We start from the raw sequence: 26,646 nt of genomic DNA, 5'->3' as shown, positions 1-26,646 counted from the left end.
CTACCGGAAAGTCACGACGCTGCTACCAAACAGCCGGTCGCAACATCGATTTGTCCACCGCCTAGAATCACTCCAGACTGCTCACCTTGAGCGCGGGGACTTTGCAGACGATCCCAGCGCGCTCCTAACAGACCGAGAGACTCTAAATTAGGTGTGCTGCCAGCCTAATGACTCGGGTATTCTATCTAACCCAACTCTGGACGGTATTTCACCACCACTTCGAAACTACTAAATAGCTAATTTGTCTTAATGTAGCCACCATACTTCGAAATATCGGTGGAAATGATCTTGGCGGGAACACCCGCAACAACACAATTATCAGGGACTGGCTTCGTCACTACAGCACCGGCGCCAACCACCACATTGCTACCAATGGTGCCACCGAGACAAACTGCACTAGGCGAAATGTAAACGTTATCCCCAATGATAGGCGGGTGAGTCTTTCCAGAACGCCCACCTAAAGTTACATTTTGAGAAATGACACAATCCTTACCTACCACCGACTTAGAAGGAAAGACCGTTCCTAAGCCTCCATATCCTAGACGCGTACCTTCTCCGAGTTGAACTGTGTAGGGCAAACGGCATCCAAATTTCACACGGATAACACTCTGCAAGTACCTCGCCCCCTCTTCCAAACCATCAATATGACAGGCACGAGACATCTTGTGAAGCTCAATAACGCCAAGCTTGTTGACAGCCCGTGAAAGCACATCATCAGCTCCTACGGTAAGAGTGAAGGTCTCTAAATCTGGAAACTGCCCTACAAAATTGTCTACGCCCACCACGCGTGCCCCACTTGGCACGCTTCCCAGCACGCGAAGGCCAAACACTGTTTGACCAACAAAACCACCGCTTGGGTCAAAAACTCCCAAAACAGTGGATTCCCGGGACAATAAGCGGGCGGCGAATACGCTAACTGGGTTAACCCCGTAAAGGACAGTGTCCGGTACCGCAGGCCGAGGAGGCAGCTTCGGGAACCCAGAAAAGTTCACCCCGTTTGACACACCCGACGAAATACCCGATTGAGTTCGCACGTACCCCTTGACGATATACCGCCCCGCCCCAGCTAAGAGCAATGAAAAAGTCGGACTCTTACCGTAACCCGTCTTATGAATCACTTTGCCATTTTTATACACGTAAAAGGCGAATGCATCACCGGGAGTTTCTATTCTTGCGTGGAGGTGAAAAAGTTACGAATCTCAGCCTTTACAACAATCATTTGTTACCGCGCTTTCCATCTCGACGATCTGCTATGTAATGCAATTGTTGATTGTCAACTCACCATTTTAGGGCGAGATATGACAGAAAGCTCTCTACTTTCGCCGTTTGCCAGCTGCCGTGTAGTTAAACGCATGAGTCCGGCCGAGCGCCGCCATGGCGAAGGCCACCTCACTACCGGTCAGCGGCAGCGCGCGAATAGTAACGACGTAGCTCAGACCGATAATGGCAATCATCAGACTACCAATGACGAAGCCGATGACCGTTCCAGCACACTCCGCCGTCTGCATCTAGTCGAAGGGCAAGATAAAGGCACCCCAGCCAATTGCCGCACCCAACGCCGTAGCGAAGCCCCACAAGGGCTTCATAGTTTTCCGCAGTGCCGCGTTTCCCGACTTCTGTTTTCATCCCTGACGATTCACCGCTTGCGCAGGTACTTGGCGACGCCGAGGTCCTCCCAACGGGATTCTGACTCACTAATTAGGCGTGCTGCAAGCCTAATGATTCGGGGATGCGAAACTAATCGCTACCCCAACTGTGGTCGGTACTTCTCCATGATCGCCTCAATGTCTCGGAATAAAGTCGGCCCATACTTCGGGTGACGCAGACCAAACTCCACGCTCGCTGGGATAAAGCCTGCAGGATTTCCTAGGTCATGGCGGATACCATCGTGAACAACCACATGAACTGGGTGACCTTCAGAGATTAGTAGATCAATTGCGTCAGTTAACTGAAGCTCCCCGCCCTTGCCCGGAGTAATGCGCCGCAGTGCATCGAAAATCGCACGATCCAACAAGTAGCGCCCAGTAGCTGCCAGATTTGAGGGTGCATCCTCCTTCGCAGGCTTTTCGATCATGCCCACGACCTTCTTTACGCGTTCATTGTCAGTGTCCTCAATATCAAACACTCCATAGTTAGATACATGGTCAGGATCCACCTCGACCGCAAGAAGCACCGAGCCGCCGTGTTCTTGACGCACACGAATCATCTCGCTCATAGCAGCAGTGGGCTCGATGACATCATCCGGAAGCATGACGGCAAAGAAGTCCTCGTCATCATCGAGCACACCCTCAGCCAGTCCAACCGCATGACCCAATCCCAAAGGCTTGTCCTGCACAACAGCCACCGGCTGAATAATCTGCGCAGCACGCTCAACTCTTACCGCCTGCTCATCCTTACCACGAGCTCGTAGAGTCTCCACGAGTTCTGGAAACTCATCAAAGTGGCGCATGACTTCGTCTTTGCGGGGCGAGGTTACAATTGCCAACCTCGTCGCACCGGCCCCTGCGGCCTCACCAGCAATCATTTCGATACCCGGAGTATCCACGACTGGCAGAAGTTCCTTCGGAACGGTTTTTGTTGCGGGCAAAAATCGCGTACCCATGCCAGCTGCGGGGACAACAACTGTGCGGGCAGTTGAAGCGTTATCCATAATAAAGCGCCACTTTCTAACAGGCCATATACTAATAAAACTGCAGCAATTTGGAAACAAGGCTCACACTAGCTATCAGTGGAGATTACTCGAAACTCTGGCAATTAAAACGTCCGCCCAGGGAATGAATGAAAGAGCTTCAAAAAGGAAATCACTTCACGCAGTTCATCCCAGTCGCGCGACCGATATGCCTCAACTCCTAACTCAGCCTTTCCACTTGCTATTTTAGCGGCAATTCGAGGCGGCACGTCCATTACGTTTTCAGTGTTGTCTCTCCAGTAAAAATCTAAAGAAAGATTCGTAAAGTTGTCCACAAGAGCTTGTGGCGCATCCATCCAATTCTTAGCTTTGCTACCCAAGAATTTGAACATTCCCGGCGCCAAAAAATCAGCAGCAAACGACGTTCCAATCTGAAGACATGAATCCCATTCCGGGGATGGAAGCGCCCCAGTGTCAATTGTCAGACCGTTACGTCGCTTTGATAACTCAAGCATCAACATCTTACGATAGAACTTTTCGCTTTTGACCGATGCCAAAGATAAAAGGGAATCAACAATCTGTTCTGGGTATTTTCGAACCGCTAAGTCCGCAGTAGCAAACTCAGATAGCCCAACTATGGGATTCACGGCGGTGAGTCCTGCTGCGTCAAAAACTGGGTGCGACCTTATACGGCCTGAGCGACTTAAAAAGTTCCATGGAGACGCTTCAAAGATCGACCCAAATGCAAAGTAATCCGCTCCGTAAAACTCTCGAAGCAGAATTACGCCGAGCCCCATAAAGGTCCAAGAACTCTCAAACTTCCGAGCATTTGTTTCAACCATCGCTGTCTCAAACTTAGAGAAGAACTTCCGCTCTCGCTCAAATCCGCCTCCAAAGTCAATAGAGACAAGATTTGCTGTCTCCCCCAAAACAGCCAAGGCAGCAAGCGAGTCGAACCCACCACTGAAGCTTAAAGCTATATTATCTCCACTGGTGGGACTGCCTTTGCAAATAGATGGCACCTTCCATTGAGTTTTCGTGGCACTACTCAATTTTTCAACGGCTCGAGTTGTTAGCGGCTCGTTGAATTCAATAACCTCAAAGCGGTTGCCAAACACTGCGCCAACGGCAGCTGCTACTTGATCGGAGTGAGGTTTGAATCCATGGGGAAGTTGAAACCACAATTCATCATCAATCTCGTTCGCCTTAAGACGCATCGACACCAATCCTGTGTCGGATTTCTCTAGATCAGAAACAACCAGGGTGTTGGTCATCAGATTCCTCCATCTTGCAAAATCAAACGAACGCCAGAACTGGTGATCCTACAGCTATCCTCTTGACAGTATCGATTGCTAAAGCTCATACTATAGCGCTGTTTGTAACCAATGCAGCACGCAATCATCAGCAAATCCGTTAGTTACGTTAGATTTTCGTGCCTTTGAAGTAGGCTACCGTCTTCTCTATCCCCTTCTCGATTGATATTTCAGCGCTCCACCCCAGTTGTTGCTCTGCCTTGCGAGAGTTCAGGCAGGATCGGGGGACGTCGCCAAGCCGGGCCGGTGCAAACTCGGGCTGATCCACAGCATCGGCTGCTGCCGCCACCATTGTGTGGAGCTCTCGGTCACTGGTCTCAACGCCAGTTCCGATGTTGAACCTCTCGCCATTAGGGGCATGGAGCCACGCAAGGTAGAAGGCGCGCGCTACGTCTTTAACGAACACGTAATCACGCGTGTTACCGCCGTTACCAAACACCTTGGTGGGCTGAGCATTGAGCAAGCGTTCTGCAAAGATGGCCACCACGCCGGCCTCACCATGCGGATTCTGACGAGGCCCGTAGACATTCGCCGGCGCGATAAACGCGCACTGCAGCTGTGGGTACAAGCGACAGAACATGCCTAGGTACAACTCCCCTGCTGCCTTGCCGGCCGCATAGGGCGATTCCGGCATGACGTCATAAGACTCATCGACGGGGAAAGTCTCAGGGCTACCGTAAATCGAACCGCCAGACGACGTGTGGATGATCTTCCGCACATTGTGCTTACGCGCGGCGTTAGCAATCTTGACGGTGGCGACCACATTAGTTTCGCAATCTTCTTCTGGAGCTTCGACCGACTTGCGAACGTCAATCTGAGCAGCAAGGTGGAACACTACATCTGTTGGAGCCTGCGCAAAGTGCTTATCAAAATCGAAACTACGAATATCATCCCGGAGAATTTCAACTTTTCCCGAGGCTAGCGCGTCTGCAAGGTTTTCTTCGCGCCCCGAGGAGAAATTGTCCAGTACGTCGACGTCGTAGCCTTCCGACACTAGGAGATCTACCAAGTGCGAACCGATGAATCCCGCACCACCAGTAACCAATGCCTTCATATTGTTACTGCCCTTCCAAAAGTAGATTTACCTTATTGACAAGCCTAGTCGAACTGCAGAAAGCAGCCTACGTAAAGAGATGAGTTGTTCTTCGCTCAAGTTGGCCTCAATCACAATTTCATCCAGCCCAAGATCTTCAGCGAAAAGCACACCCACACCGATAGTTGGGACGATGTCGGATTCGTGCCTCTTGAACATAAAGCTATTGGTTCCGATGGCCAACGACTTCATCGTACGAAGGGCGCCATTGAACTCATGATTGGGCAAATCGTAGATTGCAGGCTTCTCCACATCAGCAAACCCATCTAGCTGATTAGATACCGTCCCCGAAAAGGCTCCGATGGGAAGCCCCTTCGGGTAATACTCAATCGGGCCAATCGACGATGACGCACTTTCCGTAAACTCTCGAATCTCGTGCGCGGTGTTGGGGCCAATCCTTCCAGGAAAGGTCATCTCGTCTCCCGCCCACGGGGAGAAAAGTAAAGTGAGAGCAACAGCGCGACGATCGGGATGGATAACACAGGGAGCATGATCTGCGGTGAATGCCTGGGCTGGCGGAAAGGCATCGTACTCGGTCCGTTCCCATACAAGGCTGAACTGTCCAAGCCAGTTTGTTTGCTGCGTGAACTTCATCTATTTGACTCCAAAATAGTGTTGACCAAGTACATAGCTGCCAGCTGGCAGTTCAAAATCTTCACCCGAATCAATTAGCCGAACGCTGAAATCGAACTTCGAGTCCGCGAAAGTCGCAGACCCCTGAAGAAGCTCTTGCGTATCCTGATTGGCCGAAGCGTCACTGGGAAGCACTACTGCAAAAACATCGGGGCCTATCTTGCTCTCAAGCATCTTCGCTAGCGACTCCATCCAGCTTGCTTCCGATTCGTCGGAAACAGGCCGCGCAGTGAAATCGAGACCTCGTTGGCGCAGCCGGACAAGGTCCGCGAAGCTGGCGTGTCGTATCTCAGCGACGTGGGCAGTGCCTACGCCTTCCAGGGTTACGAAATGCGAATTTACATCGCCATCCCATCCGTCATGGGGAATTACCTCGTCAGACAGAACTTCAACGGTGCGCTGGCTCAAATGATCCGGCAAGTAAATTCTGGCTTGCTCAATCAAGGCTTCACGGCCCTCAATCTGTGGCCAAGCCCCCTCAGAGCTTCTCTGCTCCTCGAGCCGCTTCCTTGTCCAGCTGTTGAGGTTCCACTTGAAGAAGGCGAGCGCTGAATTCGCAGCCTCCGCCTGGTTCTTGTTATCAGTAACCGTGACTTGTCGAGAATGCTGACGGCGCAGAGTCACTGGCTTTCCGGTATGACCAAGCTTCGCACCGGAACGAAGCATCCTCAACATGATGTTGTTATCAACACCACTGGTTAATGTTTCGTCATATCTAAATCGGCGAAGCACATCCGTCCGAATAAACCAGGTACCGTGCCCGGGCGCCGCGCCTTTTTCAAACGCGGTGTAGACAGCGGGAATCATCGAAATTTGGAGTTCCAGCTCACCGGTTTCGTTCTGAAAGTTGAGGAACGATCCGACATTGCCGTCGAGACCTTCATCGAGCGACGCCAAGTGCCATTCAAGGCGGCGAGGATGCATGATGTCATCATCGTCGATGACGGCGGTATATAGGCCCCTCGAAACATCAAGTGCCTTATTTCTTGCAGCTGAGATACCTCGCTGTTCTTGGCTGAAGTACCGAATTCGCGAGTCGTTGAAACTATCCAGTACTTCCTCGAGATTGTCCGTTCCTCCGTCGTCCACGACGACGATTTCAAAGTCCTGGACGCTTTGGAACAACGCAGACTGAATCGTCTCACCGATGATGTCAGCGCGGTCCTTGGTGGCGATAGCGATCGTCACCAAAGGAGCTGCATCTTCCGGCCTGTACTGCCAGTTAAGGAAGTTCCGGACGAACGTCTTGTCGTTGTATACAACGTTGCGGTTATTCTCGACTGCCAAAACTCCTTCGGGAGTCTTCGCGACCACTTTGGCTGTCGGTGGATGCCACATGTGGTACATCCGGACTTGAGGATCCTCGATCCACATCGTTTTGAACCCGGCTCGGCGAGCTCGCTGGGCAAAGTCCAAGTCTTCGCCACCATAGGTGTGAAGTCTTTCATCGAAGCCACGAATAGCCTCAAAACCCACGCGCGAAATCGCCATCATGCCGCCCATTCCCCACCGAGGACGCAGCCTGCTTGCGGCTTCCATCTCAGCCCACGCGTCTGGGTTCTCATCCACCCATTCATCAGTCATATGCTCAGGCAGGTCTCTACACTGCAGAAAAAACGCTGAGTTCGGGTTAGACTGTGCTACCTCAACAATTCTCTCGAATGACTTTGGAGAGAAGACCATATCGGCATCGGTCGACACGAGGATATCACCCTTTGAAACTGCAAATCCTGCGTTGAGAGCGCGAGAACGAGACCACGGTCCATCTGTCGCGGTATACACGTATTGAATCCCGAGCTCCTTCGCGAGTTCTTCGCTTGCATGGCGATCGACAGAGCCGAAGTCAGACAGCACCACTTCGCCTTCGGAAGTTCCGAACGATTCTTTGATACTGGTAACTGCCAGTCTTAGTCGTCGAATTCCCCAATCACGAAAACCAATGACTACCGATACGTCCACGGCTATACGTCCTCTCCGACAATAGTGACCCGATTCAATCCCTGGTTTGCCAAACGAACACCTAAACGAAAGTCAGAGATTGCATCCGCCAAGTCTTTGGCCGCCCTGTTTTTGATTTCAATCACAATACCCCCCGCAGTATTGCCCCAGATAAATTCCCGTAGGCCTACCCAGCCAGTAGTCTTTCTGTTTCCACAATAATGGAAGAAAGTATTCAGTCCAGGAGACCAACTGAGATCAGTAGCGATTCCCGAGTCTGAATCGGGCAGATTTTCTCCAGCTGAGACACACACTACGAAATCTTTTGATTCCAGTGGTCGAAGAGTTTCCACAAGAACTGAAAACCCCAATGCTCCAGCAGGAACCGTAAATCTTTTCTTCAAGAAAAATCCTTAACCATCGACAATTTCCTAGACTGGGAGTCACGATGCCCAAATCGTGGAAAATAGAGAGAAAGTGTTCCGACGTTCGAAGGACACTTTAGCACTTCTGCTGGGAATTGCTTGCCTGTTCAGACAACTTTAAATACTCGCAATTCCCTCCTCTAGCACCAAAGTCAGTGTTGAGTCAATTCACAGTCAACTACCAAATCTACTAATCGTGGCCCGTTCGTCCGCACCAAAGAGCCCACAGAAAGCCATTTATAGTTAAGGCATAAGGGGATCAGTACCCGCTCTGGTTCAAATAGGGAACAGGCACACTCGAGACCGATATCTCTTGCTACCCATTACGTTGTTAGCAGTTCCCCTTGAAGGAGCCCAGGATTCGTACTCCTAGCCCCATGCTGGGGCAGGCTATGTTTATCTGCGTTCCTTCTGCCCTTGTGGCAGTGGAACTAGTCGCTGGCTTCGGTATGGCTTGTTTTCGTCCTTCCGGAATCCCTCCGCAGTGTCGACCGCGTCGAAGAAGCCTTCCTCCAGTTGAAAGTCCTCAACGGCATCGACGAAGACTTAGCACGCTCCTACACCAGGCTCATCAATCAGATTCGAAGTGCACTAGTTGGCTGCTACCCGCAATTCGAACAAGCCCTTCGCGGCCAGATAATCCACCGCAAATGGGTTCTGCACCTACTTGCACGCTACGGCGGACCCACCAAAATAAAGCGCCTCGGAAAAGCCAAAGCAGCTGCCTTCGCTCGACGCTATAAGGCACGCAATCCCGAGCCCGTCATCGACGCCATATTCGCTGCCATCTCTGAGCAAACAGCCGCCATTGCTGGTGCACAATATGCCGAAATGGGCATAGCAATGTCGGCGAAGGACGCGCTTTTAAAGCTCGAGCACCTCAAACAAATCGAGCAGGAAGTCATCGAGCTCATCGACGACATCCCCCACACTCAAATCCTGCTATCCATGCCAGGAATCGGGCCGAAGACGGCTGCCCAAATTCTCATGACCGCGGGCGACATGTCCGACTTCCCGACAGCTGGGCACCTAGCCTCTTACGCTGGCTTATCACCCCGAACGAATCAGTCCGGAACCTCAATCATGTCGAACTCACTGAACAGAGCTGGCAATAAAAAAATAAAGAACGCCCTATGGCAATCATCTTTTACATCCATCAGATTCCACAAGCGTTCACGGCAATTCTATGAACGAAAGCGCCGTGAAGGCAAGAGACACAACGCTGCAGTCGTAGCGCTAGCCCGCAGACGGCTCAACGTCCTATACGCCATGATGAGCAACCACGAGTACTACCGCGATCCCGACCAATCACAGGAAGTCGAAGCAGCCTAAACACCAAGAAACAAATAGCCGACTGGGAAACCCCAGTCGGCTAACAGCCATGCCAGAAAACAACACGGCCAAACAACCCCGGCTGAAAAATCAACCCCGGCTAATCCACCCGCGAGGTTGACAAACTATATAGGAACACCCCGGTACTGGGGGCAGCTATTTCCCACAATAATTGACCGGAACTAGCCTCCTAATACTGCCAGAACGGCCGACAAAACCCGTTTCTCGTCAAATCTTTCTACAGTTGCCATGAACTGATTGCTGTCATTCTCAGAACTCGAGTTAGTCACTGTGTCAAAAATTCGCTCAGCGATACCGCTTGAAGTACCAGCTAACCACGCAGTCGGATAGATCCGGTCCGCCCCCGGCCAGTTCAGAGCAAGAGGCAAGGCGCCGGACGCAGCGCCGTCGGCGATAGTCAAGTGGAATGACTCAAACTCGCTGGTAGAAAGTACGATACCCACCTTGGAATACCATTCAGCCATGTTAGGGCTAAACCCGTCGAAGACAACTGCACCCGGGAACCTAGCATTGATCTCGTCGATTCGTCTGTACTGCTGCTCGTAAAACCGCATTTCTTCAGGGCGGTTCTTCATCCACGGATAGTCCTCAGGAGTCTTCCCCTTGATTCGAAGCACGAATTCTGGATCGCGCTTCAACAGGTCCTCCAACACATCGAGGGCACGGTCTAGTCGTTTGGAACGCGGGACGATGCCCACGAAGCCAATGGTTTTCTCGACCCCCGGCTCCTTCGGGATCGCAAGGCTTTCAATGTCCACAGGATTCGGAATGATTACCGTTTTCTCCGGCGGGATACCATGGGACGTCACTGCGGCAGCACGGATGAGCTCTCCGACGAAGATAAACTTGTCGACGTTTTCAACAAACGTCTGCTTCAAATAGGGCCGGAAAAGCTCCTGTGAGTGAACACGTACGACAAGCCGCTGATCCTCGCGAACGTTTTGGGAGTACCAGACGGCATTACCCAATCCCCATTCGCAGAGAACAACATCTGCTTGTTTCAGCAACTCTAGGGAGTGCGCCTCATCATGCTTTGAGTGACTCTCCCACTGATCTATCAGCACTTCAGCGCCGGCGTCTTGCAGTGCAGCCAAAATCCCCTGCGCGAACTTTAGATCGTGGCCAGCAATTACAATTTTCTTGCCATAGAAGGCATCAGCGGCACTCGTCTCATCAGTTTGTTGCGTGGTTCGTGTGGCTGCAGGTGAATCCGCGTCGTTCCAGAACTCAATGTCGTGTTCAACCGGCAATGTCACGACAACGCGTGGGTAGCCCAGACTCTGGTCCCCGATACGCCGGGCGACAATCCCGTCCGAGGAACGACCAGCGGCCTCAGCATCCCCGAGGAGCTCGATGGTCGGATCGCTGATAGCAAAACTTTCGCTGTCGCGGACGTGAATCTCCTCGTAATCGCCGAACCGAGTCGGCAGCAGCACGTCTTCCGCAAAAGTACGTGCGGCTGGTTGAGCGAACGCGACCTCAAATAGATTTTCTGAGAGAGTTTCCGCTTCCTGCAGCGAATCGACGACGCGAATTCCGGCAGCCTCAATTTGCGACCGATCGGTATCGTTCAGGCTATTCGATAGTACTGCGAGCGGTAGACGAGATTGCGATAGAAGGGCGGTGATGATTTCGTCGCGGGTGGAGGCATCGCAATCAACAAGTTCGAGACGTGCGACATATTGGGCGAGGTGGAGACCGCTGACTGGAACTCCAGCTGTGCGGGCTAAAATGGCGAGCGCTGTCTCCGTGGTGTGAGAGCGGTAGATGGTGCGCATCTGACGCCAAATTTCCTCGAGACGACCAAGCGGGTTCGAGGTCCAGTCGTAAAGCCAAGCACGGTGATCGTCATCGCGGTTGGAGCACGCTACATTCGAGCCAAGAGTCTCTGTAATGCCACGACCGTAGGGGCTAAGCACCAAGCCACCACACGCTGGGATTTCCACCACACGACGGGAGAACATCGTCGGCGAGTTTAGAACAGAGTTCACGTTCAAATGCACTAAGTGGGTCCGGTAAGACTTGATGACCTCAGCATACGGGAGTGCGCCGCGAACGCTCGGCTGGTACTTCAATGGGAATTTATACGGTGAATCCGGGTTCTTCGCCTGGCGATCGTAAATGTCCAGCGGGTATCGACTCGCAGCCTCCAGCAGCATTTCGAGTCCCTTTGAGCGCTCCTTGTATCGGTCACCGTAGTAGGTACCGGCGTAGGCAATGGATTCATGGAACGGACGGTCCGTTGGCAACGGATTGTGGATCTCTGGCTGCGCGTAGAACGGCAATGCGGAAATCGTTTTGTTCACCTGTCCCGGAGTCGCGTGGTAGCGCGGGATGACGTTGGCATCAGTAGTAAACACGTGGTCGAAGAGCGCAGCGTTCGGGGCGAATCGCGCGAAGTGGACCGGATCCTCCTTGTTCCAGAACACAGTGGGAACTCCAAGTTCCTTCGCCAGATTCAATAGCCCACGGAGATCAGCGCTTTCCTCATCCGAATAGTGGCCGATACCACGGCTCCACTGTCCTTCGTTACCTTCCCACGCGGATTCGACGAAGATGAGATCGAACTGTCGGCCATTGTTCAGCTGGTCGCGCCAGCGTTCACGGTCGAGAAGCTCAACGTCAAATGCAGACTGCAGTGTCGTGCGAGTGAACTCGTCGCCGACGACACCGACGTGGAGCTCGCGAAGAGAACGTGAGTTAGCGGTGGCGTCCGCGTACAAGATCTCGGCTTGTTTATGAGCTTGGGCCATGAGCTCTCCGATGGAGGTCCACGAACGCTCTGTCACAGTCCATAAACGCGCGGTACGTCCCAGGTCAGCTCGAAGATCGTCGTCGACGATAACCTTCTCCAAGGCGCGTTCTAGGGCTTCAACGTTGTCAGCTTCGAACAGCAAAGCTCGGGAGTTGCCCTCCCCCGCGAGATCGACGTTGGGAGCAACATCGGAAAGTACGGTGGCCTTGCTTGTTGCAAACGACTCGAGTGGCTTCAACGGGCTTACAAGTTCAGTGACAATAGTCGACAGACGCGGGCAGCACACGATGTCAAACGTCGACTGTAGGCGCGGCATTTCCTCTTGTGGCAGACGACCGAGGAAACGGACCCAGTCTCCGAGCTCTAACACTCGAGCCTGTTCTTTGAGAGTATCCTCGGCGGCACCTGAGCCGGCGAACACAATCTGGTGCCCAATACCGCGCTGCTGTAGGCGTGACGAAGCCTCTAACAGGAGGTGCAGACCTTCGTACTCGACCATCGAGCCCGCAAAACCGATGATTGGAACTTCTGTGGAAATCCTCTTCGACTTCGCATAATCTACGTCGCGCGGCAGAGGAAGAAAAACGTCCTGATCAACGGCATTTGGAGCAACAACGATTTTGTCTGCCGGAACGCCCCGCGCAACAAGCTCTTGTTCCACCTGTCGGGTGATAGCAAGAACTACGTCGGCATTTTGTGCTACGAAAGTCTCAAGGTCACGCATGAGATTGAAGCGTTCGGTGTCCTTGAAGTGCGGCTTCGCCGAAACCTCGGTAAACTCCCACAGCCCACGGACCTCATAAACAAATGGAACACCAACGCGGCGCGCAGCAACAAGCGCCGGCAGCGCCGTGCGGAAATTAGAGGCCGACTGGATTACACGAGGTCGTTGGATACGCGCCTCACGCACCAGCGCATCCGCGCACTCAAGGACAAACAAGTCAAAGGGGTCTCGGTTTAGGTTTCCTCCAGGAAGATGGACGTAATCAACGCCATCCAACTCGACGGATTTTCGCAGCTCTTTTGGCTTTTTCACATCCGCCTTGGAGTCCCAGGGGTAACCGGCACGTCCTACGACAACCACATCACAACCAGCGGCCTTCAGACCCTTAGCCACTCCTCTAGTACGCGTGGAGTAACCATTAGAGTTGTACACTGGGGTTTGGTGTACGCAGTACATCACACGTCGCGGCTCCACAACGTATGCAGTGCCCTTACTACGTGCCGGTAAAAGCTGCTCCACATTCAGGGAGGCGGCACCCATGATACGTACAGCCAGTATCTGGCCCTTCTCCGACATATCCCCGCGGAGATCAGCATTCTCGGAGAGCAGCGCCGCAGTCTCCGTAATCGCACCCTCGATGTACCACTTATGGTTCATCAACCTCTCGAGTGCGCCTGCTGACTTATCTCGCGCAAAGGCCTCAGCCGGTGTCAGGTTCATCGCCGGTTTGAATGCTTGCGTCTTCGCTTCGGGTTTTCGTGCGGCCTGCGCCGCCCTATCCGGCCTCTTCAACTGGGGCCCATTAAAGTTGGAGCGAAGCTTCTTCCACGCCCTATTGAACTTCCTAGCCGTATCCTTTGAAGTTTTCTTCGGGCTTTTCACAAAACTACGGCCAAAGCGGGCCGGGCTGGTCACCGCCCGTCCTACGTACATAGAACGCGACTTCCGCAGCTTTTCCAAACGATCCTTCGCCAACTCTTGCTCGCGCTTCAGATCAGCATTCTCTTTCTGGAGCAGTTTAATCTTGCGGTGTGCCTCCGACACACGGCGCTTTAGATCTTGACGATCCCTTTCCATCTCGCGCATCTTCTTCGCCTGCGAAGGCCCCGACAGCGCCGCCAACTTCGCATACGCACCTTCCGGATCTGATACAGTCTCCGCGATGCGAAGCTGTCGCATTCCTTCACGACTTCTAAATTCGTCAAGATGCATATTCTTAATCCCGTACTTTCACTTCAATTCGGAGCCTTGGGCTGCAGTTTCTCGCAGAAAGCTACCCATTCAAAATTAACTACTGTCGTGGGAAGACTACCACTTCTAGGTTCTCAACGCATCGGATATCTGTTCCATAGCTTGGTAGAACAAAAAATGGTTCGCAGGGAACTGCGGTTCAATTAACCTCTCATACGCAGTTCTCGATCTGCACAAGTTAGCGAACGCTCGCCGATTGCACTAGTGCCCGACAGTCCCCTCGAGCAACGACGCCATACTCGATTGACGCATCGGAATATGACTAGCCAACAGGTCGAAGTACTCGAGACCCACTGTTTTCTCCGCACCGTATGCCAAAGCGTTTTGATCAATCATCCAAGAGCCATCCGCTTGAAGCCAATAGTCAAGATACTCCTGTACGCAAGAGAGGAACCGTTGAGTTTTTGGAGTACTTCTTAGATAAACATTTCCCGCTAAGAACCGCTTCCAGGGAAGAATTCCACCTAAGAAAGGAGACAAGCTAATTGCAATATCTGCCGTTTTGGGGATTCGTCCGATTATCGGGCGAAAATCACCATCCGGATAAAGGTCAATATCGTGAATCCAAAGACCCTTCGGGAATTTTTCAATATTCTGAGCGGCAAACAGATACCGCGCAGAGGCCAAGAATGAAACCCGATTCGGCAGATTTTCAGGAACCTCGGCAAATGACACCGACAAGCGATTTCGCGAAGCTTGGCGTTTAATGCTCGCCATTGCATTCCAAAGCTGCAGCATCTCATCGACAAACTCATTGGCTTCCTTACGAGGCCCGAGCAGCGAAAAGTGATAATGATACTCTTCGAACACGGTCATGAAATAGAAAATGCGGCCTAGATACGCCCGATAAAACTCGGGATTTCCCGAATACAAAATTGTGGTTTGCTTCGAACCAACAGCCGCTGTCGTTCCCACCAAATCATAAAACTGAACCCCCAAAGACGGGAAATCGTTCTTTATTTCGCCAAAGGTAAAAACCCCTGTTTCTGCGGAGTTCTGCGAAATATCAAACCGCGCTCGAACACGGTTCGCGATTGCTGACGCTTCACCTCTCTGCCCTAAAGCATCAGATATTCCCACACACAATGAACTAGTCAGTGGCATGAAGGGAAAGCTCATACCAACGCGCCGAATCCGTTCAAGTTCCGCTGAGTATTCTTGAGAAAGATGACCATGGACACGGTACGAACCAACACGGTGCTGCGAGAGTTTAAGGTCAAGAAGCAACTTTGCGTAAACCAACACATCGACAAGAGCGCAGTCATCTCGAGATGCATTGAGGAGCTTCAGCATTTCATCTAGCAGAATTCCACGAGCCCGAGCCCCCTGGGGCACACGCAACCGCGCGAATGCTGCTGCCATTGCCTGAATCCTGTTGCGAGCTGATTCCGTCGTAATCCATTGAGCTGTTTGAAATACGACTTTCGCTTGCCCCTTCCAGGCGTCACCTTCGGCAGAAGACTTGTAGAGTTTTTCGACGGGAAACAAACGTAGGCCATCAAGTACACCCAAACGAACCCGAGGTGAAATTTCGCTTACTGTTCCGTCCGGGCTGATTTTTTGTAGGTAAACTATCGTCTTGGTATCAACAAAATCAAATTGAGGATCATCGCAAAGAGAGCGATCATTTCCAGGAACGACACGAACCGACTTTTGCAACCCGGTAACAGTAGAGTGAAATCGAGCTACGAAAGTATAGCCGTCTTCAACATGTTGTTTTGGAACTCGTACTTCTAGACCAAGAGACATGTTTCAAAGATAGCATCCCAAGACCAAGAACGGCTCCGCCCTCGAAACGGTCAAAGCAGTTTTGCAGCCTCGGTATCAAAGAGAATCCTCGGAGCGACATAGTCTCCGGCCATCCTTCGAAGAATCTTGCCGGCCGTGACCCGATCATTTTCACTTACCGCTTTACTCCACTTGCCATACTGGGAAGAAACATAGTAAGCATCTCCATCGGCGATTACTTGACCCTCGTGGATCCAAATTGCCCGTGTACAGTTTTCACGAATCGTTGTCGGTGCGTGAGAGACGATGAATATTGTCGCAGCATCGGCCAAGAACTCATCCATTCGCTGTTTGGCTCGAGCAGCAAAAGCGGTATCGCCTGTCGCAAGTGCTTCATCAACCAACAAAATATCGGGTTTAACTGCCGTGGCAATCGAAAACTTGAGACGCGCGCCCATTCCAGAAGAATATGTATTCATTGGTCGGTGCACTGCATCACCAATGTCTGCCCAATTGGCGACAGAGTCTTCCACTTCTGACACCGCTTCTGGAGTTAACCCACTGGCCAACAGACCCAGACGAATATTCTCCATCCCTGTCAGGTGCTGTTGAAGCGCGGCACTGACAGTGAGTAGGGCCGGCTCTGAGGAAACTAAGATTTCTCCAGATGTAGGCTTTTCTTGTCCAGCGATCATCTTCAAGAGAGTGGATTTACCGGAGCCGTTCTTTCCAATAATTCCGATGGATTCCCCCTTTAACACAACAAAGTTCGTCGATTTAAGCGCTTCAACCTTCGTTCCGCGTCGCTTTAACCACAGACCATGTTCACTTCCGTCGCGATTAACTAGGTATGTCTTGGAGACATCACGTACGACGACTGAGGGCTCATTTAATGCTTGCATACTTATGCTCCGCCCTCCAGAAAATCCACAACCCAAATGCCAGCAAGCCAAATGACCAGGAAGCCAGGTATAGCCATTGGGTGAGCGACGGTACCACCCCGTCCAAGACACAGAGCCTGATCATAGTGAGAAATTGATGGACAGGGTTCCAATTAAGAATCGCCAGTATAGTCGGATGATGCACGAATCTTTGCACCGGCCAAAAAACTCCCGAAGTAAAGAACAAGATACGGGTCACGACGCTAATGAGTGACCGGAGGTCTGGAACGAACGCCGTTGCTCGAGCTATGACGAAGATCGTCCCCGCAATAAAGATCTGCATCAGTAGATAGATGGGGATAACCAACAAAATTGTCCAACTAGGCATCTGGTCAATCTGAAACAGCAATGCAAATACGACCGCAAGAACTGCCGAAACAGAGCCATCGAACGCACCTCGAAGCGTCGCCGAGATCGCCACAGCAGCTTTTGGAAAATTGAATGAGCTAATCAGCCCTCGGTTCCTCTGGACCAGTAATGCTCCAGCATTTAGTCCTGTCGTTATAAATCCAAAATAGACTACTCCGATTACAAGAAAGCCTACATAATTGTCCATCCCGCGACTGGTTTTGAGAAAAACGCCAAAAACCAACGCATATAGAGCAACTTGAATCGCGGGATTTAGAACAACCCAAATTACGCCCAGAAATGTTCCCCGCCCATCGGCGAAGGACCGGGCCCTCGCATCCATCACAATGAAATGACGTATCTTCCAGAGCTCTCGAAGATACTTTGTAAAAGGTGGCCGAGCCTTAAGTGTCCGCAGACCGCCTTCATCAACCAGTTGTAGATTGTCCAAACCGTCGCTCAACGTCAAAGGCCTTTCACCAGATGTTCGGTTTACAATTGCATTCCACAGTAATCAAGCTCGACTACTCGAGGAACAACCTGTCCAGTTCCTGCTCGCACATGATCGGTCCCTTTCAACCCTGGTACCAGACAAGAGCATCATGAAGGTTTTGAATCATTCGGAAAGCCGGACGTGAGTCCGGCATCTTCCTCACCAACGAATCAAGCGCTTCCAAACGGAAAGTTTTCGCCAGCACTTCTTGATCGATTTGTTCGAGAAGTTCGGCCATAACTCGCTGGTTATCTGCACAATTGGCAACGAAACGCGCAGGCATGCCGACCCGCTCTGCTTCCGCATGTTCTTGAGGAGTGATCTTACTGCTCACACTGCCCGGAATCCTGTGGACGGATCCTGGGTAGTGGTCTACAAATTTCGGGGAACCATCGAAAGAAAATTCCGCAGGGGAAAAGTCCATATTGTGCTTCAAGTACTCTGGCGAAATTCTTGGCGTATCGTACGGTAAGGCCATTAGTTTCGGATTAAATTTACGACCAAAATCCAGCTGAACAAAATTAAGAAAGCGCTTTTTGCGTTCACAGGAAAGCGACGCTCCAAAAATGGACTTCGCGTAGAGTGGGTCAAATCGATGAGCAAAGGCACTCATTGACCGGGTTGTTTCTCCTACAAAATACCTATTTTTCACTTGGAAATACATCAATTCAGGAAGCGCATCATCAGGCAACCCGAGTTCGACGTGAGAAGAAAGCACATCGTCAACCACTCGCTCTGTTCTCTCTACAACTTTATCTGAGAAAATTCCACCTGCTGCAATCCGCTTGTTGGTCGGGTCCCCCAATCCGAGAAGAATCTTCCGCAACCAAAGTCGCTTCTTATCCACACTCGAATCCACGGCGAATTCTCCAAAAACTCCTCGAAGGAATTCACCGTATCCACCACTTAGCACAACGGAATTGGGGTTTGCCCGGAGACCGATATTTGCAAGCCCAGAAAGCAAGCCACCGGTTTCGAGCATGCTCCATTGCGCACCCTCTTGAATGTTTGGCGGAGCGATTACAGTCGAGACCCCAGAGAACTGTGTAGCTCTGAGTCCAAGTTCACGCGTAATAGCGCGTGCGATAACCATATCGGGCGAAGTCGGGGCACCAGTTGTAAACGTGGCGTAACGGTTTAGATAGTCCGTAGCGGAAAGCGCAGCCAGAACCGTGCGCGAATCCATTCCCCCCGTCAACTGGCAAATATATGCCGAAGCTGGGTACTCGCTAACGCGATTGATATTTTCAATGACTTCATCACGAAGTCGTTCCAACTGGCATTCGTAGTATTCAGGACTACCTTGGCGTACGTCAAAAAACTCTTCACGAAAATTCGAGTAGTAAGCAATTTTAAACTGCTCTGAGCTACAAACGAAAAAGCCGAATTGTGGAAGCGCTTCAACCCCTTCGTACGAGGAAGGAAAAACTCCCCCGTGCCCAACCGCACCAAGAAGTGCCAAATATGACAACGACTTTTCGAGACGCACATTCTTAGAGGTAAGGACATTTTTGAGATCATTCAATGACGAAGAAATCGCCCACTTCGAGGAATCCCAGCTATCTACCCAATAGAATACAATTCCGCTCCCCAACGGGTCGGTGAGAATCACGCGATTGCCAGTTTTCGAATCCCAGAGATACACAGTCAATGACCCTCGGATACTCGCTCCAATTGATTCGGGAGAATTATGAGTGCGCCCAAGGGCTCGTGCGGCGTCTTCAGCGTTTGCGATCGCTCTGTCATTAAGGAGCCCGAAACCATGGACACCGAGAACTGTATATCGCCCTTGCGTACCTACTGAGATTTGATTAACGACGTCAAAATTGGCTTTCGAACCGGAATTTTCTCCGCTTAGAGAGCGACTTACAACTACAGGAACGCCAATAGCCATTTAATTAACCTTAACTCGAATCGGATTTGTGCCGAAGGCAAGCCGCTTGCCGTCAGGCGGAGTTTCGATGTAGACGCGGGCACGTACAATTCCGGATTGCGGAACCGTCCAGCGAACTGCCCCATTGATAATTTTCTTGGTGGGACCAAAAGGTTTACCGTCTATCTGTAGCTGGGCCATTGCCTGGTAGCCAACCGGTAGTTGTACGACAACCCCGTACTCTTGCGTCTTAGCGTTGTACGACGAAGCATTTGGCAAAACAATCTCAGTATCCGTAAGCGTCATTTTCGCAAACGACGAGACAAACTGCCGAAACGCCGCACCGAGCTCCCCGTGCGTCGTCCCGGGCAATAGCAACAAAGAGGCCCTATACCCTAAAGTCCTTGCCTGGTCCACGAGTGGAACAGCATGCTTCCTGTAATGGCCATCGCTCTCACCAACGACTATCACTAGCTCCGTCTGTCTAGCACCGGACATAAGGCATCTACGGACGATTTCGTCTGCCCACTTAACAGATTCCGCAGAACACGAGCCCGCCATGTATTTCAAGATGTTTGGATGAGGAGTTTGTAGGAAACTACCTACCCGAAATTGAGGACCTCCTGCATATACTTGCTGAGCCCCCAAGGCTACGCCATGGATCAGAGCCGCGGTGCCGCCTTTTGATGATCCCAATGTGGTCACGCTACTTGGTTTCAAATCAAGGCGTTGAAGGACACTGCGCAGCGCGCCCTGGACGCTCCGAAACTCCGCTTGCTCACGGTTTCCCGCCAAATAGTAGGCGCCCTGGTCGCCAAAGTCATCCAAAATGTACATAACTGCACCCGAGTAGTCCTTTAGTGACGCACGGTAGTTATAGGTGAAGTCCCCTACTGGATTTACAGCCGAAAAGACTACTAACAATCCGCCAGAAGCACGTTCAGCGTTTTCTAAGAGATACCGAACAGGCTTCTCACCATAAAAGGTCTCCCATTCCTCATTCCAAGGGTTAATCCCCCTCGGCTTTATGAGATAGCCGTGAGTTCTCATAGTCCATTCAATTTCGAGCCCAACCGCATCAAAAGTGTATTCGATGGCATACGATTCCGACTTTTTACCCATCCGCGGAAAGGAAAAGCCTTGGATTTGTGGGTGCTTACGCCCCTTGATTACCTCGACGGTCTTTGCCTCCCCGGATAAACAAGACAGTTCGCCAATTTTTTCCCGTTTATCAATGCTAAAAAATTCAACGATTGACCCACGCACTACGGGCACAACGGACTCGCCCAAGTGCCAAATAAACTTGTAAGAATGCCTCTCTGATGATTCGATTTTGTCTACAAACCGATAATGACCACTTTTTGACTCACGGTCTGTCTCCACCGTGCGTGACCAGTTTACCCCCTCGAAACGTTGGGTCGTTCCTCGTACGACAATTTTGTCATCGGAAGACAAGTCAGTCATGCAGGTGAGATTTGCCTTCTTATCAACTCTGGGAAGGCCCACCCCATCTACCATCAATGAATTATGTGCAGCGCTAGAGAACGCATACCGAGTAAACGGATCGTCGTATTGATAACCGTTTGGACCAGCCTCTGCAAGTAATGGGTGCCCATTTGCGAAAAGATAAACGCTTAGCTCGTCCGAGTGCTTGTGATAGTCGTCGTTGTACGCGGCGCTGAAGAACAACACACTATCGGACTGTTGCCAACCACTGCGCGCGATCAAATAGCCGCTCTCCTCTGCCACCATCGATTTCGATTCGGGGAGTGCGCCTTCGCTTCCGCCGGTCAGCGCACCAACAAAAAATCCATCGCCGTAGACTCGCCTGGCATTGCCCGCATTCAGCTTTCCAAGTTTGGTGTCGCTAATTGGGGGGAACGACAGGTTCGGCATCACGCAAAAAGCCGCAAACTTATCCGCCTTCTTGAGCAACTCATCCAATTGGCGGAGATTCGCTTTTTCCCCGATGACCGCCAAATATTGAGCGACGAGCCGTACATATTTCGACACCATTACGTGATACGTCGGATTATTTTCAGTATGAATTCCGTCGTGCGTAAAGCACGAATCGAAATACGCAATGAGGCGCTTAATACCCGTATTTTTTGCTTCAACATCGGCACAACCAAGGGCATGAGCAACCAGCAAGGCAATGTCCTGGAACATGCCGTGGTTGTTTTTCCCCGCATAAAAAGATTCCGACTTTAACAGGTCTATGTCTTCATTCAAATTCTTGACAAGCGAACAAAACCCAATCGAATCAATTTCTGGCGCAAATAGGGTACGGAAAACGGCAGTATTAATTACACGTTGCGCAGTGGTTTCATCATGGTAGGCCATTGAACCTAACGAATTGCGAGATTCAAACCACAGTGGAAGAAGACTCGCAAACTTCTTAACGATATTTAAGCGTTCCTCATCATCGAGAGCCGAGGCGGCAGAGTTCCATTCCCGCAAGAAGAACCAAGCATGAGCCTTACGCCCTTCAGAACGCTGACGCTCCGAAGCCCAGAAGCGTTCATCGAGAGATTCCAAAATGTCATGATCGAGGTTGACCAGCCCTTTAGTCAAAAATTGGCGCGTATATTCCGCAGAAGACTCGACTTTAAACTTTGGTACAAAGTCTCGGATTTCGCGGGGTAACTCCTGGATTCGCATGGTGTCTCATTCTAATACGAAGGGTCAGCAACACATTCAGGTGACAATACTACAGCGTGTCGGGTTGTAGTAGTTGGTACTGTGAGTCTGCGTAGTAGCTACTGGATCACGGGGTAGCTTCGGAAAGTATCCTAGATTTAGTTTCTACCTTCGCTCGACAGGAATCCAACTATGTCTAGATTGCTATCCGTTGAGCTCACGGAGAATGTAGTCTATCTGGTCGTTGAAATTGTCCGCTCAAGGCTTGCTCATTGCAACCTGCCTTCACCAACGTTGACGAGCTGCTTGGACTCAACCACACGTCGCAGGCTTGATACCGAAGAAGCGTCTCAATAGGTGGTAGTTCTGACGCGTCAGGCAGCGAACAATTAAGGAAGACTTGGGGCGCCTCGGCCGAGAATTCCGCGGTCTAAAGCAACCAACTGAATCTTTAAGACTCGTTCGGCCTTTCGGAGCGGAATTCGACCGCTCCACGACGAAATGATTTCCTACTTCGGCTCGTACGAAGATTGGTTTACTCTCGGGACCAATGGCAGGGTCTTTAAACAAGCAGATCGTGGATTCAGCCCCCCCTCACGCGTCAACCTCAAACCTACAACTCGTGTCCCCCTACTTAAGAGCATTCAGCGATCGGCTGCTCGTCCCAAAGGTTCAACGCGTATACGCGGCGAATTTTCTCGGTCTACGGAGTCCCCAAAATGTAGCACTCGGTGAACCTTAAAGCCATTCAAATTAGCCGCGACGAGACCGCTTGTTTAAGAAGATGGCGGGTGTGAGCGTACTCGAACGTGGACAAACCCGACGAACCACGGATCAGCCCGAAACTCCCCAATCATCACGCATACCGGGTGCAACGAAAGCTCTGTGCACAAGTATCAGGCAGGCTTTGGGCTACCTATTCTTCGTTATTTCGCACCCTGTCAAAGTTGGCCTAAACCACAGTTATCGTGGAAGCCTACAGCCGAAAACTTTTGGTATTGCTACACGCTCTAAGTTGCATACCGATTCAATGCCGTTCGAAGCCTTGCAGCAAGTGTTTACGGCTGCAATGCGAATCCATGGTAGCCAGCTGATTAGCCGATAGCGTTCAGAGCAGCCATTACGCGTCGCCAAAGCGTTCTAGGGATCAAGCTGAATTCGAAGCTCGACCAAGCGTAGGAACATACGGCGATTCTAATAACAACGTTCTAGCCGAGACATTCAACGGGGCGACAAAGCCGAACTGGTTGGTGCTAAGGGTCCTTAACCGTCAGTCACAGAGGTTGAGCGGATCTCCTCGCGGCGGGAGCATTGGTGGAACACCAAGCGGCTTCATTGAGCGTTGAGCTTCGCTACTCCACAGGAGGTAAAAGCCTGTTCCAATCACTCCGGGCCCGCTCAGCACAGGGCCGACTTTAAGCGGAACTAGCTCCAAGATGCTTCAAAGTCTCGTTCCCCGTTGGGAATGTCTCATCCACCAATTCAACTCGATCGACAAGAAACTGCAGCAAAAATTCCCGATTTCGTTCGAAGCTGACAGCGCACGCGATGCCTTCCGCGCGGATATAAAGTACGTTATCGTCGAAAAGCTCCGAACTTCGCAAACAAAAGCCATAAATACTTTACCGAAGTAACTCATCGTAAAGCTCTCGTACTCGCAAGGCATTAGCTAACCACGTATGCTCTGCAGCCCAACGGATTGCCTCAGAGTTCCTAGGCATGTCTCTCTCAACCTCAGAAAGCGCAATTGCGAGTTCTTCTGGGCACTCTGGAGCTACATAGGTGCCAAAATTTCCTGTAATCTCGCGCAACGCTGGCAGATCACTACATATCACTTCTATCCCGAGTGCTTGTGCCATTAAAGGCTTAATCGGTGTAACTGTTCGACACACTTCAGTGTTTCGTCGAGGCACAACAAACGCATCCAACGCTCCATACCATTTCCAAATTGAGTCATTAGACTGTCTTCCGGCAAAAATCACGCGATTAGCAATGTTGAGTTCATCGGCCAATGTTTCCAGCGCAGGACGTTCGCTGCCATCTCCTACAATCAGGACGGTTACCTTCGGTAGATGCGCTGAAGCTCGCAGCAGTGTGTCGAGGCCCTCATACCCGACAACTGAAGTAACTGTTCCAACAACAATTTCTCCGTTAATGCCTAACTCGGTTCTCAACTCGTTACGATCATGTTTCAGCCCGACGAATTTACTTTCGACCGCATTTGGAATTACGCGAATCTTTGAGGGCTCAATACCACGCGCAACTAGCTGTTTCCGCGATACCTCGCTTAGGACGATAACTGCGCCGGCCGCCTTCATACACTGTTCTTCTTGTTCTCGTGCCGCCTTGTAAAAGTCAGATTCCTTTAGTTCGGCTTGAAGGTCCTGAGGATGTCTCGATAGCCATGTCTTTTCCAATTCACCTCGGATTTCGTACACCCAGGGGATTCCGACGACATTTGCAGCTTCAGCAACCACCAACGCATTGTTGAAATCCGTGGTTGTGTGAACAACTTCGACCCGTAATTCCCGAAGCAAATCGACCAAGAGTTGAACAGACTTCCGATGACGATCGAGGAGAGAAGGCGGGTAATTAGCTGCCAGTTGACGGTAGTAGGAGATTCCTTCAATCTCCTCGGCTGAACTCTTCGGAAATCTTCCAACAACAAGCGGATAAGCAAAGCGGGTCATCATAGAAACAGATTGGCCAATTTCTCGCAATGCTTTCGCCATTTCGTGAGAACGAAAAGTGTAACCAGACTGTGTGTAAGGAACGCTATTTGTTAGGAAAAACGCTACGCGCGTATCCCTGATCTCACCCCCAAGGGCACTACGCCCGAGCGACTTAATAGAAGCCTTAACATCCCGATGAAGCAATTCCCAACGCTCACTGGCACGTAAAATCTTTCGCCGGTCCGAACGCGCAAATTCGCTAGCATGAGGGCCTTGACCTAGTGAAATAAGTTCCGTTAACGCACCTTCTCGAAAAAGACGATCAATTTGGCCCGATCCCTCGACCAGCCGCGACAATTTGGGAACCACAGCAGGGATCATTTTTCCGAGGCTCGACATCCGAATTCTCTCAGAGACCTTGAACAAGAAGTTCCGAGGATCGTCATGAATCATTTGCCACAAGGCTTCAGAAAGCATTGAACATGAAACCAAAAAATGCAATAACCGCTTAATCATTCGAACAAGCGCTCTCTAGGACGTCTCTTATGGTCTGCGGGACAAGGCTCTCTCGCTGATAAATAACCCATTCACGACCAGTGGGTCCTTTCTCGAGTCGACTAGGTTCCGCGGCGAGCTCTGTCCACAATTGCGCCAATTCATCTGGAGAGTTCGGTGACACTACATCCCCGACCTCTAGCTTCTGAACGATGCCAGCTGCTTCCCCTTTAACAACAGCGGAAACGTGGACACCCGTCTCCATAAGCTCGTAAAGCTTTGAGGGGACTGTCCGCGACAACGGTTCCCAATCAGCAAGATGGACCAATGCAGTATCCGCCCACTCATAGTACTTATCAAGAGTTTCTGCAGGAAACCTTGGCTCAAATTTGACCGCGGTCCCTAGAGAGGTTGCCTGCTCTCGTAAAGCATCCTTCGCCGCACCAGCTCCGACTAGACGAAGTTCGACCGCCACACCACGCCTTTTACAAATCTCGACTGCATTGAGCGCATTCTGAAGATCTTGGGCCCTTCCAATTGTACCTGCATAAAGTACCCGCAGAGCTGCACTTCCATCCCTAGGCTCAGGAGACTTTCGGAATTCGGTTGCCACAGGAAAGACATTTCGAATTGTGAAGATCGGAGGGATCTGCCCGCTCTTCCTCAATTCTTCTCGAGTGCGAAGGTCATCCGCAAGCTCGCTTGAAGTTGCAATAATCGCAGCCGAGTCACGCAACACGCGATTTAATACGCGCTTAGTTATCCAAGAAACTGCCTGCAACGGCCCCTTCGACAAAATCTTTTCCCGAAGCGAAACTTTGCCTACGCTGACGTTCCAACTTTCTGACTGATGCAACAGGTCGGGCCAGGCATCACGCAAATCGATCACATATGGCACACTAAATTTCTTCGCCGCAAGCCAGGCGACAACTGATGTTGGGAGTGCTGGCACAGTTCCAATTACTACTTCGGGGCGGTACCTTTTGAGCACGCCTCCCCAACGAGCAAATACAGCTACTTCAGCCAGTGCCACGAAAGCTTGATTTATCGCTCGGACCGTCAACGACCGTCCAGCAGGAAAGAATCCACTCCGAGCGATTCTTTCACCTGAGGCTCCTCTTTCCCACTCTCCTTGCGCCCGCCACTTCCGTTCGCGACGCCAAACTGAGAAGTCAATCTTTCGATCACTCTGAGGTGGAGGCGCAATCACCGATACAGAGTGGCCTTGTTGTTTAAGAAGCTCGCTAAGCCAAGCCCAGCGACGTTGCGGAACACCATTTTCCGGCAGCCAATACTGCGAAATAATTAGTACTTCCACTACGCCAACTTTCATCTTTGAGTC

15 protein-coding genes and 3 pseudogenes are annotated in these 26,646 nt (G+C 51.2%); 2 read left to right on the top strand and 16 right to left on the bottom strand.

Going from position 1 to position 26,646, the window contains the following annotated elements; genetic code table 11:
- Positions 1–236 precede the first annotated feature (236 nt).
- From HMPREF2604_RS14340 to HMPREF2604_RS13970, 8 genes are all read right to left on the bottom strand, one after another.
- A complete protein-coding gene (locus tag HMPREF2604_RS14340; RefSeq protein WP_141746452.1) occupies positions 237–1,118 on the bottom strand; it encodes a serine O-acetyltransferase in 882 nt (293 codons plus the stop codon).
- Positions 1,119–1,313: 195 nt separating this feature from the next.
- Positions 1,314–1,508, bottom strand: coding sequence for a hypothetical protein (locus tag HMPREF2604_RS08350; protein ID WP_070564850.1), 195 nt, complete (start codon positions 1,506–1,508; stop codon positions 1,314–1,316).
- 236 nt (positions 1,509–1,744) lie between these two features.
- Positions 1,745–2,650, bottom strand: coding sequence for a UTP--glucose-1-phosphate uridylyltransferase (locus HMPREF2604_RS08345; protein ID WP_070564847.1), 906 nt, complete (start codon positions 2,648–2,650; stop codon positions 1,745–1,747).
- Between the two features lie 104 nt (positions 2,651–2,754).
- On the bottom strand, positions 2,755–3,903 hold the full coding sequence (locus HMPREF2604_RS08340) for a hypothetical protein (protein ID WP_070564844.1): 1,149 nt from the start codon (positions 3,901–3,903) through the stop codon (positions 2,755–2,757).
- A 148-nt stretch (positions 3,904–4,051) separates the two neighbouring features.
- Positions 4,052–4,996: an NAD-dependent epimerase/dehydratase family protein gene (locus HMPREF2604_RS08335; protein WP_070564841.1), complete on the bottom strand. Its 945-nt coding sequence runs from the start codon at positions 4,994–4,996 to the stop codon at positions 4,052–4,054.
- Between the two features lie 27 nt (positions 4,997–5,023).
- Positions 5,024–5,629 (bottom strand): hypothetical protein, encoded by a 606-nt coding sequence (locus HMPREF2604_RS08330; RefSeq protein WP_070564838.1) that lies wholly within the window; start codon positions 5,627–5,629, stop codon positions 5,024–5,026.
- Entirely contained in the window at positions 5,630–7,627 is a 1,998-nt protein-coding gene (locus tag HMPREF2604_RS08325) for a glycosyltransferase (protein ID WP_083299220.1), read from the bottom strand. It lies immediately after the preceding gene.
- Positions 7,628–7,629: 2 nt separating this feature from the next.
- Positions 7,630–8,010 (bottom strand): hypothetical protein, encoded by a 381-nt coding sequence (locus HMPREF2604_RS13970; protein WP_141746451.1) that lies wholly within the window; start codon positions 8,008–8,010, stop codon positions 7,630–7,632.
- Positions 8,011–8,496: 486 nt separating this feature from the next.
- Here HMPREF2604_RS13970 and HMPREF2604_RS08320 point away from each other — a divergent pair.
- Positions 8,497–9,363 (top strand): annotated as a pseudogene (locus HMPREF2604_RS08320) (IS110 family transposase); the annotation flags it as partial.
- A gap of 2,828 nt (positions 9,364–12,191) precedes the next feature.
- On the opposite strand, the pseudogene HMPREF2604_RS14525 reads toward HMPREF2604_RS08320, so the two are convergent.
- The 6 genes and pseudogenes from HMPREF2604_RS14525 to HMPREF2604_RS08285 all read right to left on the bottom strand — a co-directional run.
- Positions 12,192–13,319 (bottom strand): annotated as a pseudogene (locus tag HMPREF2604_RS14525) (glycosyltransferase family 4 protein); the annotation flags it as partial.
- A gap of 996 nt (positions 13,320–14,315) precedes the next feature.
- Positions 14,316–15,863, bottom strand: a complete 1,548-nt coding sequence (locus tag HMPREF2604_RS13965) for a hypothetical protein (RefSeq protein ID WP_141746449.1) — start codon at positions 15,861–15,863, stop codon at positions 14,316–14,318.
- A gap of 50 nt (positions 15,864–15,913) precedes the next feature.
- Positions 15,914–16,744, bottom strand: coding sequence for an ABC transporter ATP-binding protein (locus HMPREF2604_RS08305; RefSeq protein ID WP_083299218.1), 831 nt, complete (start codon positions 16,742–16,744; stop codon positions 15,914–15,916).
- On the bottom strand, positions 16,728–17,594 hold the full coding sequence (locus tag HMPREF2604_RS08300) for an ABC transporter permease (protein ID WP_141746448.1): 867 nt from the start codon (positions 17,592–17,594) through the stop codon (positions 16,728–16,730). The genes HMPREF2604_RS08305 and HMPREF2604_RS08300 overlap by 17 nt, the downstream gene beginning before the upstream one ends.
- A gap of 112 nt (positions 17,595–17,706) precedes the next feature.
- Positions 17,707–19,518, bottom strand: a complete 1,812-nt coding sequence (locus HMPREF2604_RS13960) for an asparagine synthetase B family protein (protein ID WP_141746447.1) — start codon at positions 19,516–19,518, stop codon at positions 17,707–17,709.
- Positions 19,519–22,158, bottom strand: coding sequence for a heparinase II/III domain-containing protein (locus HMPREF2604_RS08285; RefSeq protein WP_070564818.1), 2,640 nt, complete (start codon positions 22,156–22,158; stop codon positions 19,519–19,521).
- A gap of 171 nt (positions 22,159–22,329) precedes the next feature.
- Between HMPREF2604_RS08285 and HMPREF2604_RS14335 the strand changes: the two are divergent.
- Positions 22,330–23,473 (top strand): annotated as a pseudogene (locus tag HMPREF2604_RS14335) (IS3 family transposase); the annotation flags it as partial.
- A 286-nt stretch (positions 23,474–23,759) separates the two neighbouring features.
- On the opposite strand, the gene HMPREF2604_RS13680 reads toward HMPREF2604_RS14335, so the two are convergent.
- Together HMPREF2604_RS13680 and HMPREF2604_RS08275 are read right to left on the bottom strand one after the other, a co-directional pair.
- Positions 23,760–25,325, bottom strand: a complete 1,566-nt coding sequence (locus HMPREF2604_RS13680; RefSeq protein ID WP_083299216.1) for a glycosyltransferase — start codon at positions 25,323–25,325, stop codon at positions 23,760–23,762.
- Positions 25,318–26,622, bottom strand: a complete 1,305-nt coding sequence (locus HMPREF2604_RS08275) for a glycosyltransferase family 4 protein (protein WP_070564812.1) — start codon at positions 26,620–26,622, stop codon at positions 25,318–25,320. The genes HMPREF2604_RS13680 and HMPREF2604_RS08275 overlap by 8 nt, the downstream gene beginning before the upstream one ends.
- Between the last annotated feature and the right edge of the window lie 24 nt (positions 26,623–26,646).

The organism is Corynebacterium sp. HMSC055A01 (assembly GCF_001809405.1).
In the GTDB taxonomy this organism is placed as follows: Bacteria; Actinomycetota; Actinomycetes; order Mycobacteriales; family Mycobacteriaceae; genus Corynebacterium; species Corynebacterium hesseae.
This window is presented reverse-complemented; position numbering and strand designations above follow the sequence as displayed.

Excerpts from the sequence above, each read along its gene's own strand:
- HMPREF2604_RS08305 (WP_083299218.1), bottom strand. The coding sequence starts at position 16,744 with ATGCAAGCATTAAATGAGCCCTCAGTCGTCGTACGTGATGTCTCCAAG.
- HMPREF2604_RS08285 (WP_070564818.1), bottom strand. The coding sequence starts at position 22,158 with ATGCGAATCCAGGAGTTACCCCGCGAAATCCGAGACTTTGTACCAAAG.
- HMPREF2604_RS08330 (WP_070564838.1), bottom strand. The coding sequence starts at position 5,629 with ATGAAGTTCACGCAGCAAACAAACTGGCTTGGACAGTTCAGCCTTGTA.
- HMPREF2604_RS08345 (WP_070564847.1), bottom strand. The coding sequence starts at position 2,650 with ATGGATAACGCTTCAACTGCCCGCACAGTTGTTGTCCCCGCAGCTGGC.
- HMPREF2604_RS13680 (WP_083299216.1), bottom strand. The coding sequence starts at position 25,325 with ATGATTAAGCGGTTATTGCATTTTTTGGTTTCATGTTCAATGCTTTCT.
- HMPREF2604_RS13965 (WP_141746449.1), bottom strand. The coding sequence starts at position 15,863 with ATGTCTCTTGGTCTAGAAGTACGAGTTCCAAAACAACATGTTGAAGAC.
- HMPREF2604_RS08335 (WP_070564841.1), bottom strand. The coding sequence starts at position 4,996 with ATGAAGGCATTGGTTACTGGTGGTGCGGGATTCATCGGTTCGCACTTG.
- HMPREF2604_RS08350 (WP_070564850.1), bottom strand. The coding sequence starts at position 1,508 with ATGCAGACGGCGGAGTGTGCTGGAACGGTCATCGGCTTCGTCATTGGT.
- HMPREF2604_RS13960 (WP_141746447.1), bottom strand. The coding sequence starts at position 19,518 with ATGGCTATTGGCGTTCCTGTAGTTGTAAGTCGCTCTCTAAGCGGAGAA.
- HMPREF2604_RS08340 (WP_070564844.1), bottom strand. The coding sequence starts at position 3,903 with ATGACCAACACCCTGGTTGTTTCTGATCTAGAGAAATCCGACACAGGA.